The organism is Rhodomicrobium lacus, from assembly GCF_003992725.1.
Lineage (GTDB): Bacteria > Pseudomonadota > Alphaproteobacteria > Rhizobiales > Rhodomicrobiaceae > Rhodomicrobium > Rhodomicrobium lacus.
Window position 1 is genome coordinate 252,800 of sequence record NZ_RZNF01000012.1, and the last position, 13,641, is coordinate 266,440.

Here is a 13,641-nt window from a genome sequence, read left to right on the forward strand (position 1 = left end):
CCGGCGCGGCAGGCTGGCAGGCTAATCAGCTTGGCCCAGAAACGCGGCGATGGCTGGATTCTTCTTCAACTCCGCCAGTTCTTCCGGTGTCGGAAGCTGCGGCTTGTCGCGCTCGGCGTTCACCATGCACAGGAAGCCGAAAGGCTCGCCCGCGCTCGCGCGAAACTGGTGCCACGTCATCGGCGGGATGAAAACGAGATCCGGCGCGGCCACCTCGCGCACCTCCTCGCCGACGAGGCAAAGCCCGCGCCCGCGAAAGATCATCACGCCGTGCACATGGTCGTGCCGTTCGAAGGTGGAATGGCCGCCCGGCGCCATCTCAAAATAGCGAAGCTCGCAGGAAAGCTCGGGCCGCTGGAAAAGCACCTGCCGCGTGATCGCCCTGAACGGCGCGCTGCCTTCGTCCTTGTAGGCGAGAACGTCCACGCCATCCCAGCGGAAGGCGTCGTCGCCGAGGCGGGAGGGCGCCCCGGCCTCCTGTTTTGACGCGTTTTCTTCAAGCGAACCGGCGTCCGCCGCGCTTGAATATATCCTGGCGCTGCGAATGTTGGAGCGTTCGCGATCCGTCATGCCAGCGATCCCTCGAAATGGCGGACCACGCGCGCCTGAAACGCGGCGACCTCTTCCGTGATCCGCTCGCGTGCCGCGAGCAGGCTGCCGCCGATGAGGAACATCGTGTCCGCACCGTAGAAATCCAGAAGTTCGTCCACGCGCTGAAGCGTCATGCCGCCCGCCGGGCAGGGAAAACAGGGCTTGATATCCCCCCAAGGCCGGCGCGCGGCTTCCGCGATGGCGCGGCAGGTTTCGGGCGAATAGCTGAAGCGGCCGCCATAATTCGGGTAGATGGTGACATCTGCGCCGAATAGACGGAACAGCGTGCCGAGGAGGAAGGGCGGCGCGATGCGGGCCGCGCCCGCCATGGCAGGGTGCGCGATGAACGCGACATTCGGAAACAGGCGCGTCAGGCGATGGAAGTTCGACACGCCGATCAGCATCGGCTCGACGAGCACCGCCTCGCCCCCCTCCGCCTCGACCTGCGCGATCTGGTCCGCCGCCTGATCGAAGCTGCCCGAAACATTCGGCGCATAGAGCGTGCGGTGGCCCGTCTTCGCATTCGTCTCGCGCACGGCGCTGGCGACCGCGCGCACACGGTCGGCGAAGGGACTGTAGATCTGATCGGCAAGGCCGTGATCGTCCTTGATGAAGTCGATGCCGCCCGCCGCGAGCCGCGCGGCAAGCGCACCGAGTTCGTCCGGCGCCAAGCCCTGCGGCTTCAACGCGGTACAGGTGAGCGCGCGGACGCCTGCGCCAGCCTTCTCGCGAAGCCCGCCGATGCCGACATTCGGCCCGCCGAACGCCCGCGCCATGGCTTCCGGGATCTCCGCGTCGACGAGCGTCACATCCGGCATGATCGAGCTGTTGCCGAACAGCATGTTGAGAAGCTGACCCGCCTCGTAACCCGTCGTGTCGACCGCGAGGCCGATCCGAACCTCGAACAGACCGGGCGCCGCCTCGCTTATGCCCTGCACCTCGCCGACGATGTCGCGGAGAACGCCCGCGTCGGCGATGGCGTCGAGCGGCATCTCCACGCTCTGCTCGACCGCGATCGCCGCCGCTCTCGCCTCGATCGACGCCGCTTCGCTACGGACCTGATAAGTAACGCTCAGTCGGGACATTCGCCTGGTGGTCCGCTTCCCACTTTCAACCGGTTACGGCCCCTTGCGAGCAAATGCAAAAATCGCAAGGACCGCTGATACGATCCCGATGGAGCCTCTGAATTTGACAGTCGAGCCAAAGTTCGCAGGAACAGGGGATCTAATGTCAAAAATCGCTCCACCGGCCTCAGCCTTATTGTTGCACGTTTCCTGACGCAAGCGCATGCAAAGACGATTGCTCTGACGACCTTATGGACAAGCAGAGCGGGCCGGGCTATCCGGCATCAGCCTTTTTCGAAAGCTCCGCTCATGCTTCGACGCCTCTACGAAAAGACAATGCGTCTCGCCGAAGGCCCGCGTGCGCTGCTCGCGCTCGTGCTGGTGTCCTTTGCCGAAAGCTCTTTCTTTCCGATTCCCCCCGATGCACTCCTCATCCCGATGGTGCTGGCGCAGCGCGAACGCGCGTTCAAGCTCGCGGCATGGTGCACGGTGGCATCGGTGATAGGCGGGATCGTCGGCTATGCCATCGGCGCGCTGCTGTATGACACGCTCGGCAAGTGGATCATCGACTTCTACGGCTACGGCCAGAACATGGATGCGTTCCGGGCCACCTATGCCGAGTGGGGTGCATGGATCATCCTTATCAAGGGGTTGACGCCGATCCCTTTCAAGCTCGTGACCATCGCGAGCGGCTTCGCAGGTTACGATTTCTGGCTGTTTGTCCTGCTTTCCTTCATCACCCGGGGCGTTCGCTTCTTCCTTGAAGCCACGTTGCTGCATATCTATGGCGAACCGATCCGCGATTTCCTCGAACGCCGCCTCGAAATGGTGACGGCAGGGTTCGCGGCGGTGATCGTCTCGGGGTTTCTCATTGTTCGATATGTCATATAACTCCGCAACAACTCCCGGCGAACGGGCATCCCTCGACGCACGGACCGCCGCTCTCGTGATCGCGGCCGTGAGCGTCATCTCGTTGACCGCCGCATGGTCCTTCGAACTCGCCGGCTACGCGCCCTGCCCGCTCTGTCTTGAAGAGCGCATCCCCTATTATGCCGGCATCCCCGGCGGCATCCTCGCCGCATGGTTCGCCACGCGCGCGCCCAGAGTTGCCGCGCTGATCCTTGCCGCGCTGATGATCGGCTTTCTCTATAACGCGGGGCTCAGCGTCTATCACGCGGGCGCAGAGTGGAAGCTCTGGCCGGGCCCCGACACCTGCGCGAGCGACGGCACGCTTAAGCCGGGAGCGCTGCTCCAAAGCCTGAGGAACAACGCCGTCGTGCGGTGCGACGAGGCGGCGCTCCGCATCTGGGGCGTGTCGCTGGCGGGCTACAACGTGCTGGTTTCAGGCGCGCTCGCGATCGTGGCGGCCTTCGGCATCTGGCGCAGCCGCTGACACCTGATCGACGGACTCCGGCGGCGGCCGCGCCTGACAAGGCCAGCCGCCCTGTCGATGCTTCGAACGTCGATTCGCGCCGACCCGATCGAATAATCCGATGATCGGGAGCGAGAGACGCAATGTCGCATGACGACGCGAGCGCCCTCACAAGCCGCTGAAACTGAATTGAAAAATACAAACGGTTGCGCCTGGGCTTTCGCGTCGTCGTTCGTCGGCACGGCGAAGAACGAAACGGGTTTATTTACTCATATACATTATCGGGTATAGTTTTATTCCATCAAGTTGAGATGCTGTAGACAACCCATCCAATATTTCGTGAGAACTAGGATGATTTTTGTCAAATCGCATAAAGCTCGCCATGGCAACATGGCGGCTTCAACTTGGTGATCACGTCAACATAGGAGGCTTCCCATGGACCCCGTGTGGATCTGGGTTGACATCATTGTTCTTTCGGCAGTTATTTCTGTGTTCCTTCTCAACATGAAGAGCGGGATCAAGTAGCTTCCGCTCCTCCTGCTGGCCAGCAAGCCGGATGTGCCATGAAACAATCTGGCGCACCCGGTCCATTCTTTTGAGCGAGAGAAGATAAGCACGCCATAGGGCGTGAGATTTTGCGTGTCCCACTGCGGCAGTCAGGCGAATAGTTGCGGGGCGCGCAGGTAGGGGCGAGCTTTCGAACCCTCCCCCGCAATTTGAATCGAAACAGGTTAGAGCCGGGCAGAGTCCCGAAGGCTTTCGCGGCGATACTGCTCTCGACTTAGAAGCAGGGGCAGTCACATGGCAGACTCCGACGTCGAAACCCGCATTCATGAGGAATCGGTCGAGCCGCGTCAGGGCCACGTCTTGTACAAGGCCATCCCGCAGGTCGTGGTTCTCGTCCTCACGCTCGTCGGCGTCGCCTATACGAGCATGACGAGACAGGCGCTCGTCGGCTATTGGGAGTTCCTTGCGCTTATCACAGGTCTCGTCTGTGTCATCAGCGGCTGGCCGCACGCGCGCACGCGCGCCGACCGCGTGCGCCTCGTATGGACGCAGGCGCTGCACTGGACCGCCTTTCTCGTGGCCATGAACCTGCTCCTCATCTCGGACGTGCAGCGCATGCTGAGCACCGATGCCACGGGGCTGGCGATCCTTCTGCTCCTTGCGCTTGGAACCTTCGTCGCGGGGGTCCATACGCTTTCGTGGCAAACCTGCGTGCTCGGCCTTGTCATGGCATTATCCGTGCCCGCCATCGCCTGGATCGAGGAATCGGCGCTCGTGCTCGTGTTCGTCCTGCTCATGCTGCTCGTCGTGGGCACGATCATCCTCATGACGGCACGCAGGGGCCGGTCGGGCGACGACCGTCTCGGCGAACCTCTGTAAGCGGATAACGCACCGAAAACTTCCTTTCGCAAAACCTGCGGGATAGAAGGCGCGCCCGATGCTGTTAGGATGGCAGCGGAAACGGGAAGGCACGCGCAATGGCATTCGTGAGACGGAACGCTGAATACGAGAGCTGGCTTCGCACGCAGTGCGATGTGGTCGACGTCGATCTCGACAAGAAGCACAAGCGCATGGCCGAGAGCCCGTTAAGGTTCCTGCGAGCGACCTATTTCCGTTACGCCCGAAAGGTCGAGAAGCTTTTGCCCGACCTCGCTGACGCGCCGCATGTGCTGGCCGTAGGTGACATTCACATCGAGAATTTCGGGACTTGGCGCGATGCCGAGGGGCGTCTCATCTGGGGCGTGAACGATTTCGATGAAGCGGCCGTGATGCCTTACACGTTCGATCTCGTGCGGCTTTGCGTGAGCGCCGGACTTTCGCCCGATCTCGGCGATCACGCGCATGCAGCCGACGCGATTCTTGCTGGCTACGAGCGTGGCCTCGCCGAACCGGCGCCGATGGTGCTCGATGGTGACGCCTCGTGGCTGCGCCCCTTCGTTTCCCCGACGGAGAAAACGCGCGCGGATTTCGCGGCGGAAATCGAAACGCTCCCGGATTTCGATCCGCCCGGCGAGGTCAAGGCCGGTTTTGCCGAAAGTTTCCCGGAAGGTGCCGTCATCGAAGGATATGCGCCGCGAGCGAAAGGCGGCGGCAGCCTCGGCCGCCCTCGCGTCATCGCAGTGGCGACGTGGCGGGGCGGGTCCATCGTGCGCGAGGCGAAAGCTCTCGTGCCGTCGGCGTGGGATTTCGCGCACAAGAAGGAAGGATGGCCACCGCGCTTTCGCGAACTGGCGGATGGACCTTTCCGCGCGCCCGATCCTTTCCTCGATATTCGCGGTCGCTTCCTGATACGCCGCATCGCCCCGGATTCGCGCAAGCTCGACTTTGGCGGCGAAATCCCGAAGCGCCTCCAGGGGTTGTTCCTTGAGGCGATGGGCCACGACATTGGCGCTGTTCACGCAGCGAGCGGCCGGAGCGAGGACATCGCCGCGCATCTGAAGGCGCGCTCCGCAGGTTGGCTCAGCGACGCCGCCATATCTGTGAGCGATCGCACGCTCAAGGATTTCAAGGCCTGGCAAACGGCGTACAAGCCGGAGCCTGCTCCGGTGAAGGCCACGAAACCGAAAAAATGACGAAGCACCCGAAGAAAGCCGATTTTCCCGTGAGCCAGGTGCGCCGCTATCTGGAGCCGGGGCCTATCGTGCTCGTTTCTTCAGCGTGGCAGGGGGGCAGGAACATCATGACGCTCGGCTGGCAGACGGTGATGGAGTTTTCGCCGTCGCTCGTCGGTCTCATGATCTCGGCGGGAAATCACAGCTTCGAGTTGATCCGGCAGTCGCGCGAATGCGTCATCAACCTGCCGACGACGGCGCTCACCGATATCGTGGTCGGCATCGGCAATACGTCCGGCGCCGACATCGACAAATTCACGCAGTTCGGCCTGACGGCGGAACCCGCGAGCGAGGTGGGCGCGCCGCTCATCGCCGAGTGCCACGCCTCTTTCGAGTGCCGCCTCCATGACGATGCGCTCGTCGACAGCTACAATTTTTTTATCTTCGAGGTTGTGAAGGCGCATGTCGCGCCGTCGCCAAAGCATCCGGAGACGCTGCATTATCTCGGCGGCGGCGAGTTCATGATTTCAGGCAAGATCATCTCCAGGCGGTCGCTGTTTCGCCCGGAAATGTTGTAGGTCGCCGCTTCGGGGAGCAAGCGGCGACCAGGCGGGGTCAGCTCTGTTCGATCTCGCCCGCGGCCCTGTCGAGCGCGGCGGTGATCGCCCGAACGGCCTCCGGCGAGAGCGCCCCCTTCGACAGACGAACCTGAACGGCTGCCCGGAGATTGTCCATGGCGCGGATCATCTCTGGCGCGGGCTCGCCGCCGAAGCGGGCGCGGGCTTCCGCAAGCCTCCCGCGAACCGCTGCGACCTCCTGAGCGCGGGCGGCGAGTTCGGCACGCCCTTGATCCGTCAGGCTGTAGAGCTTCTTCGCGCCCTGCGTTTCGCTGACGATCAGGCCGGTTTCTTCCAGCAGCGTCAATGTCGGATAGATAACGCCCGGGCTTGGCGTATAGGCGCCGTTGAAAGCGTCTTCGATGGCCTTGATGATCTCATAGCCATGGCGCGGCTGCTCGCCGATCAGGTCGAGAACGAGCCAGCGTAGATCGCCCTGTTCCAGCGCGCGGCCGTGACGTCCGCGCCTGCCCCCGAACGGGTGATCCCGCCAATCGCCGCCATGACGAGAACCGCCACGCCTGCCATGATGCCCGAACACTTCGTCACCTCCTTCGATATGTCTGTGCGCGGCTATATCATCGAACCAGCCCCCGCGCGAGCGCCAGCGTCCGGCGAAATCGCGTTCGCCCGTTTGCGTCTCTCCCTTGTGAGCGTCAAAACGGCCGCGCGCTCGTGCGAACCAGCTCCACTTCTGGTGATGGTCGCAGCCGCGTTCCCGGCGGCGTTCGCCGCTGTTGAGACGGTCTTCAACCCCATCGCTAAACGACATGTTTTCGTTCCTTCTTCGATATATCTTATTCATTCGCACTCTCATACGCCGATCTCAGCGCGACGGCAACAAAGATATATCTAAGATAGTCGAAAAACATCGGGGCAGGCGTGGAGCCGGTCGCCCGGCATGCAGGTTGGCCGCGCTCGCCTGCGCGTCAAACGCGATAATACTCCCGATACCAGCGCACGAAGCGCGGAATGCCGACCTCGATCGGCGTCGTGGGCCGGAACCCGGTCGCCGCCGCGAGCCGCTCGATGTCCGCATGTGTCTCGGCCACATCGCCGGGCTGCATCGGCAACAGGTTGCGGATCGCCTGCTTGCCCGTCGCCTGCTCGATGCAGGCCACGAAATCGGTGAGCGGCACCGGCTCGTTGTGGCCGATGTTATAGATCTCGAATGCGGGCTTGCCCGGCTGGGCGGCAGGCGCCGTATCCACAACGCGCAGCACGCCATCCACGATGTCGTCGACATAGGTGAAGTCGCGGGCATGATGGCCGTAATTGAAAAGGTCGATGGGCCGGCCTTCGAGAATGGCTTTCGTGAAGATCATCGGCGACATGTCCGGCCGTCCCCATGGGCCGTAGACGGTGAAGAAGCGCAAGCCGGTCATCGGCAGCCCGAAGAGATGGGCGTAGGCGTGGGCCATCGCCTCGCCCGCCTTCTTGGTCGCGCCGTAGAGGCTCGCGGGCGAATCGGTCTTGTCGACCTCGGCGAAGGGAAGTGTCGTGTTCAGCCCGTAAACGGAACTTGACGAGGCGAAGGCGAGGTGTTCCGGCCGATGCGCGCGGCACCCTTCGAGGATGTTCAGAAAGCCTGTAACGTTCGAGTCGATATAGGCTTGCGGGTTCTGCAGCGAATAGCGCACGCCCGCCTGCGCGGCGAGATGCACGACCCTGGCAGGCTTGAAGCGAGCAAACGTATCGCGCACGGCTCCGGCGTCGGCGAGATCCGCCTTCACGAAGCCGAACGCTCTCTTGTCCGCGAGGTGTTCCAGCCGGGCATGCTTGAGCGAGGGGTCGTAGTAAGTGTTGATATTGTCGAAGCCGACAACCTCCTCGCCACGGGCGAGCAAGGCTTTTGCGACGTGAAAGCCGATGAACCCCGCAGCGCCTGTTACCAGAATTGTCATGCTTCGACCTGGCTGTTTGCGATTGTCATTTGAGCCGGTATGGCCCAAATTCAGTGCAGGAGCAATTTCTTCCAATTGAAATGCAGATGACCGCGCGAATTTATAAACCGGCCAAAACCGCCATGCAGTCGGGTCTTGCGAAGGCCAAGGACTGGGTGCTCGACTACGAACCCGCGTCCCCTCGCGAGATCGAGCCTCTGATGGGCTGGACGAGTTCCAAAGACATGCTGAGCCAGGTGCGCCTGTTCTTCGAGACGAAAGAAGAGGCCGTGGAGTACGCGCAGAAGAACGCGATCCCCTATCGCGTGTTCGAGCCGAATCCGCGCGCTGCGATCAAGAAGTCCTACGCCGACAACTTCAAGTATGGGCGCATCGGCAGCTGGACCCACTGACCCAGCGCAAATCTGCGTTCAGACCGCCTCAGAAATCGAGCGGGATGATCGGCACCATGCTGCCTGCATCGAGCGCGGCGGCGCAAGGCGCATGCACGATGAGGCAATCGGCGGCGGCGAACACCGAAACAAGGGAGCTGTCCTGATCGCCAAGCGGCGTAACGGTGCCGCCCTCGCGGCGTGCCCGCATGTAATGTTGCCTTGGGCCGTTGGCGGCAAGGGCAGACGCGAGCGGCATTTCTTCGACAGCATGGTTTGGAACGCGGCCAAGCATACGGTCGAGCAGCGGCTTCAGGAAAAGCCGCGCACAAACGAGCGCCGCGACGGGGTTGCCGGGCAAGCTTAGCACGCGCTGGCTCCCGAGGCGCGCCGACATGAGCGGCTTTCCCGGCCGCATCGCCACGCGGATGATTTCCATCCTCGCGCCAGCCGCTTCGAGAACGCCTTGGACGAGATCGTGCGCGCCGACCGATGCCCCTCCTATGGTGACGAGAATGTCGGCGCCGCGCGCACCCGATATGCCGGTTGCGAGGCTTTCTCGTGTGTCTCGCGCGATGGCAAGGCACCTCGCTTTCCCGCCCCAGGCTTCGATCGCCGCAGAAAGCCCCGCCGGAACGGACGACACGATCTGTCCCGCGCGAAGCTCAGCGCCGGGCTCGGCAAGCTCGTCGCCGGTCGGCAATATGGCGACCACCGGTCTGCGGCGGACCAGCAGCGTGCCATGGTTCATCGCGGCGGCGAGCATCACCTTGCGGGCGTCGAGCATCTCGCCCGCGCCGAGCATCGTCTGGCCTTCGTCGAAATCATATCCGCGTCGGCGAATATTCGCCCCGGGCGGCGCCGGTTCGAGCACCGTCACGCCGCCGCCGGTTTCGCGCGCTGCCTCCTGAACGACCACGACATCGGCACCCGCCGGAAGAGGAGCGCCCGTGAAGATACGCACGGCCTGCCCTCGCCCAACCGTCCCCGCGAAGCCGTGCCCGGCGGCTGCCTCGCCGATCACGGCAAGGTGCGCGGGCGCGTTGGCGATGTCGGCGGCGCGAAGCGCGTAGCCGTCCATCGAAGAGGCGTCGAAAGGCGTCTGCGCGAGCTTCGCGACGAGGTCCGCAGCAAGAACGCGGCCTCGCGCTTCGCAGAGCGATACGGCTTCGGCGGCGACCGGGTCGACGTCGGCGAGAATTTTCGACAGCGCCTCATCAATGGAAACCGGTTGCGCCATGAGGTCTCCCGTTCGCGATTCGACACGTGGCGACACCACGCGCCCGTCCTATTTCGGCGCGCCCCACAAGGCCGACAAGAGCGGCTTACTCCATCGGCGAAGATATCGACACGGCGCTCTTTCGCGTTGTCCCCCCAGCGTCAAATCCCTGTGCGCAAGCTCCGGGCAGGCCCCGGACATCTTGACGCTGCCGGTCACGCCCCCCTACTTTCCGGGGGAATGAATCAGCGGCCTGCCGGGCCGCGCAACACCAAGAGGCTTTCCATGGCAACCACTGCCGTGTCCGACGCATCTTTCGAACAGGACGTTAAAAAGGCCGAGCTTCCCGTGCTCGTCGACTTCTGGGCGGAATGGTGCGGACCGTGCCGCACGGTCGGCCCGATCCTTGAGGAACTTTCCGAAGAGTTCGCTGGCCAGCTCAAGGTCGTGAAGCTCGACGTCGAGAGCAATCCGGGGATCGCGCAGGCCTACAACATTCGCGGCATCCCGGCGCTGCTCCTGTTCAAGGACGGCGAGGTGGCTGGCCAGCAGATCGGCGCGCTGCCGAAAGCGCAGCTTCGCGCGTGGATCTCGGGTGCCATCGCCTCCGTCTGATCGCGCTTTGCGTCGCTTCCAGCGCGCCCCGCATGAATGAAAAGGCCGCCTCTCCGCAGGCGGCTTTTTTTTACGCCTCGGCGGCAAATGGCTGGCGGCGCGGATGCTTTATCGGCCTCGTTGCGCTCCGGGACATCCCCCTTTCGCGCGGCCGCGCTTGCCGGACAGCATCAAGCTTTCAGATATTTAATCGCAGATACGGCTTCACATTGCGAAGCTTCTCCCCAAATTCGCATCAGTTCAAAAGCGGCCCGTCGGCGAATAGCTACGGTATAGGCCGCGTTCATGCGATCTCGGAGGCAGTGATGACGGAGTCTTCTCCCGAAGTCCGGACGAACACGGCACAAAAGCAATCTAACGTTTCTGTAATTCTATCACGGCTCGGCAAGAAGAGTACGATCTACGTCTCGGCGGTGGCGCTCGCGCTCGGCGCGTTTGCCGGTGCCGCCTCGTTCGAGCCGAATCCCGCCCGCGCCTATTCGCAGGGCGAAAACGTTTCGCAGGGTGAGGGGTTACGGCAGAGGCTGCCGAGCTTCGCGCCGCTCGTGAAGCAGGTGAAACCCGCCGTCGTCTCGATCCGTGTGAAGGCCGACGCGGCGGCCAAGGCGGCGTTCGGCGATGATGAGGGCGGCCCCCGTGGCGGCAATCCTTACGAGGGCACGCCGTTCGAGCGCTTCTTCGGCCCCGGCGGCCCGCGCGGCGGCTTCGGTCCATGGGGCGGCGCGCCGGGCGGCAAGGGCGGCCCGCGTCAGCTCGTGACGGCGCAAGGCTCCGGCTTTTTCATCTCGCCCGACGGGTATCTCGTGACGAACAATCACGTCGCGCAGGACGCCGTCAGTCTCGAAGTCGTCATGGACGACGGCAAGACCTACACCGCGAAGGTGGTCGGCACCGATCCGCGCACCGACATCGCGCTTCTCAAGGTGGATGGACGCACCGACTTTCCTTACGCGAAATTCTCGCACTCGGGCGCCGAAATCGGCGACTGGGTTCTTGCCATGGGTAACCCCTTCGGTCTCGGCGGCACGGTGACGGCGGGTATCGTCTCGGCGCGCGGCCGCGATATCGGCGAAGGCCCGTATGACGATTTCATCCAGATCGACGCATCCGTGAACAAGGGCAACTCCGGCGGTCCCACCTTCAACGAAAGCGGCGAGGTCATCGGCGTGAACACAGCGATCTACTCGCCGTCGGGCGGCTCGGTCGGCATCGCGTTCGCCATTCCCGCCCCGACCGTCGAGCGCGTGGTCGCGGCGCTGAAAGACAAGGGTCACGTCACGCGCGGCTGGCTCGGCGTGCAGATCCAGGGCCTGACGCCCGAACTCGCCGACAGCCTCGGCCTCAAGAACACCGCGGGCGCGCTGGTCGCCGCCCCGCAGAGCGGAAGCCCCGCCGAGAAGGCCGGGATCAAGACAGGCGACGTGATCACCGAGGTGGACGGCGCCGAAGTGAAGGACGGCCGCGACCTTGCGAAGAAGATCGCCGACCTTGCGCCGGGCACGAACGCCAAGCTGACCGTGATCCGGGGCGACGAAACGAAGACCGTCGATCTCAAGATCGGCCAGTTGCCCGACAAGCCGACGCAGCGCGCAAGCCTCTCGGATGACGGCAAGACAGGGCTCAACGATCTCGGCATCGCGGTCGCTCCGGCGGCGGATGTAAGCCCGACGGATCGACAAGGCCTCGCGGTCGTCGGCGTCGAACCGGGCGGCAAGGCGGCGGAGGCCGGTCTCGCAGAAGGCGACATCATCCTGCGCGTCGGCGATCAGCTGGTGAACCGTCCCGGCGATCTGAAGCGTGCGCTCTCCGACGCCTCGAAGTCGGGCAAGAAGAACGCCCTCGCGCTCGTGAAGCGGAACGGCGACCAGCGGTTCGTCGCGCTGCCTGCCGTGAGCTGAACCGCTTGCATCGGCCGGCACTCGAAGTGCCGCCTCATCTCGACATGACGCCGGAACGGACGCTCCGCTCCGGCGTTTCCCGTTCGTAGGCTGACAGTTTTGCACCGTTCAGCGAGTGGGGAAAGGTCTTGCGGGAAAAGGCGGCAATACCGAAATACACTTGAGCCCGCGGGAAGCGGGCCCGGAACCAACACAAGCAATCCGTAAGAATCGGAACCGTATTTCGCGTGACGATCACGCAGAACGGCAAACCTGGACGACAAAAGGCAACGAAGCCCCATGAATTTCTTCCGCACCATGCTTCTGCTCGCCGCGTTGACGGCGCTTTTCATGGCGATCGGCTTTCTCATCGGCGGCCAGACGGGCATGCTCATCGCGTTCCTGATCGCGGCGGGGATGAACCTGTTCGCCTATTGGAACTCGGACAAGATGGTGCTCGCCCAGCAGGGCGCCGAGGAGGTGGACGAGCGCACCGCGCCCGAGCTTTACTCCATCGTGCGGCAGCTCGCGGCGAACGCGAGCCTGCCCATGCCGAAGGTTTACATCATCCACACCGAACAGCCCAATGCGTTCGCCACCGGGCGTAACCCGCAAAACGCGGCGGTCGCGGCATCGGCGGGCCTTCTGCGCATCATGAGCAAGGAGGAAGTGGCGGGCGTGCTTGCGCACGAACTGGCGCACATCAAGAACCGCGACACGCTCACGATGACGATTGCCGCCACCATCGCAGGCGCGATTTCAATGCTCGCGAATTTCGGCATGTTCTTCGGCGGCAACCGCGACAACAACGGCGGCGGCGGCATCATCAGCACGCTTCTCGCGGTGATCGTCGCGCCTCTGGCGGCCGGCATCATCCAGATGGCGATCAGCCGCTCGCGCGAATATGTGGCCGACAAGGACGGCGGCGAGATCTGCCAGCGTCCGCTGTGGCTCGCGTCCGCGCTGCAGAAGATCGAGCAGGCGGCACACCAGATCCCGAACGAGCAGGCCGAGCGCAACCCCGCGACAGCGCAGCTTTACATCATCAATCCCCTGTCCGGCCAGGGCATGGACAACCTCTTCTCGACGCATCCGAACACGGCGAACCGTATCGCCGCGCTCGTCGAACAGGCGCGCCAAATGGGCCATACGCAGGAGCCGACGGCCGCGCACATGTCTCCCGTACCGGGCTTCGAGGATGGCGCGGGCGGAAGCGGCCCGTGGCAGCAACGCCCGCGCTCCAGCCGCCGCCCGTTTGAAGTCGGGCCGTGGAACCGTTGATTATTCGGCGTAAAAGCGTGCGAAAGCGGCGATTCCTCGGGAATGTAGCGCGTCGCCGGTAGAGCGCCATTGTGCGACGCGCCGCTTTTGCTCATAAGTGCGGACCTTCAACGAAGCGAGCCATCCGCTTCGAGCCAACGCGAAAGGCCCGTTCGTGGCGCCGAAACCTTCT

General features: G+C 63.6%; 14 protein-coding genes. 9 read left to right on the forward strand and 5 right to left on the reverse strand.

Annotated features, from left to right (window positions below; all coding sequences use genetic code 11):
- Positions 1-21: 21 nt before the first annotated feature.
- Together EK416_RS10605 and EK416_RS10610 are read right to left on the reverse strand one after the other, a co-directional pair.
- On the reverse strand, positions 22-570 hold the full coding sequence (locus EK416_RS10605) for a cupin domain-containing protein (RefSeq protein ID WP_127077464.1): 549 nt from the start codon (positions 568-570) through the stop codon (positions 22-24).
- Positions 567-1,676, reverse strand: a complete 1,110-nt coding sequence (locus EK416_RS10610) for a RuBisCO large subunit C-terminal-like domain-containing protein (protein ID WP_127077465.1) — start codon at positions 1,674-1,676, stop codon at positions 567-569. The genes EK416_RS10605 and EK416_RS10610 overlap by 4 nt, the downstream gene beginning before the upstream one ends.
- Before the next feature lie 288 nt (positions 1,677-1,964).
- On the opposite strand from EK416_RS10610, the gene EK416_RS10615 reads away from it, so the two are divergent.
- The 5 genes from EK416_RS10615 to EK416_RS10635 all read left to right on the forward strand — a co-directional run bounded on the left by EK416_RS10615 (position 1,965) and on the right by EK416_RS10635 (position 6,163).
- Entirely contained in the window at positions 1,965-2,546 is a 582-nt protein-coding gene (locus EK416_RS10615; RefSeq protein ID WP_127077466.1) for a YqaA family protein, read from the forward strand.
- Entirely contained in the window at positions 2,536-3,048 is a 513-nt protein-coding gene (locus EK416_RS10620; RefSeq protein ID WP_127077467.1) for a disulfide bond formation protein B, read from the forward strand. The genes EK416_RS10615 and EK416_RS10620 overlap by 11 nt, the downstream gene beginning before the upstream one ends.
- 780 nt (positions 3,049-3,828) lie before the next feature.
- On the forward strand, positions 3,829-4,413 hold the full coding sequence (locus EK416_RS10625; protein ID WP_127077468.1) for a hypothetical protein: 585 nt from the start codon (positions 3,829-3,831) through the stop codon (positions 4,411-4,413).
- 98 nt (positions 4,414-4,511) lie between these two features.
- Positions 4,512-5,606 (forward strand): DUF2252 family protein, encoded by a 1,095-nt coding sequence (locus EK416_RS10630; protein WP_127077469.1) that lies wholly within the window; start codon positions 4,512-4,514, stop codon positions 5,604-5,606.
- Positions 5,603-6,163, forward strand: a complete 561-nt coding sequence (locus EK416_RS10635) for a flavin reductase family protein (protein WP_127077470.1) — start codon at positions 5,603-5,605, stop codon at positions 6,161-6,163. Before EK416_RS10630 ends, EK416_RS10635 begins: the two co-directional genes overlap by 4 nt.
- A gap of 37 nt (positions 6,164-6,200) precedes the next feature.
- Here EK416_RS10635 and EK416_RS10640 read toward each other — a convergent pair whose 3' ends face one another.
- Positions 6,201-6,974 (reverse strand): PadR family transcriptional regulator, encoded by a 774-nt coding sequence (locus EK416_RS10640; RefSeq protein WP_127077471.1) that lies wholly within the window; start codon positions 6,972-6,974, stop codon positions 6,201-6,203.
- A gap of 157 nt (positions 6,975-7,131) precedes the next feature.
- Entirely contained in the window at positions 7,132-8,106 is a 975-nt protein-coding gene (locus tag EK416_RS10645; protein ID WP_127077472.1) for an NAD-dependent epimerase, read from the reverse strand.
- An 86-nt stretch (positions 8,107-8,192) separates the two neighbouring features.
- Between EK416_RS10645 and EK416_RS10650 the strand changes: the two genes are divergently transcribed.
- Complete coding sequence (locus tag EK416_RS10650) at positions 8,193-8,498, forward strand: ETC complex I subunit (RefSeq protein WP_127077473.1); 306 nt, start codon at positions 8,193-8,195, stop codon at positions 8,496-8,498.
- A 28-nt stretch (positions 8,499-8,526) separates the two neighbouring features.
- Here EK416_RS10650 and EK416_RS10655 read toward each other — a convergent pair whose 3' ends face one another.
- Positions 8,527-9,717: a molybdopterin molybdotransferase MoeA gene (locus EK416_RS10655; RefSeq protein WP_127077474.1), complete on the reverse strand. Its 1,191-nt coding sequence runs from the start codon at positions 9,715-9,717 to the stop codon at positions 8,527-8,529.
- Positions 9,718-9,981: 264 nt separating this feature from the next.
- On the opposite strand from EK416_RS10655, the gene trxA reads away from it, so the two are divergent.
- The 3 genes from trxA to htpX all read left to right on the forward strand — a co-directional run bounded on the left by trxA (position 9,982) and on the right by htpX (position 13,469).
- Positions 9,982-10,311, forward strand: a complete 330-nt coding sequence (trxA, locus tag EK416_RS10660) for a thioredoxin (protein WP_127077475.1) — start codon at positions 9,982-9,984, stop codon at positions 10,309-10,311.
- 305 nt (positions 10,312-10,616) lie between these two features.
- Positions 10,617-12,209 carry a Do family serine endopeptidase gene (locus EK416_RS10665; protein ID WP_127077476.1) on the forward strand — a complete coding sequence of 531 codons (1,593 nt, stop codon included), beginning with the start codon at positions 10,617-10,619 and terminating at the stop codon, positions 12,207-12,209.
- Between the two features lie 279 nt (positions 12,210-12,488).
- Entirely contained in the window at positions 12,489-13,469 is a 981-nt protein-coding gene (gene htpX / locus EK416_RS10670) for a zinc metalloprotease HtpX (protein WP_127077477.1), read from the forward strand.
- Positions 13,470-13,641 lie beyond the last annotated feature (172 nt).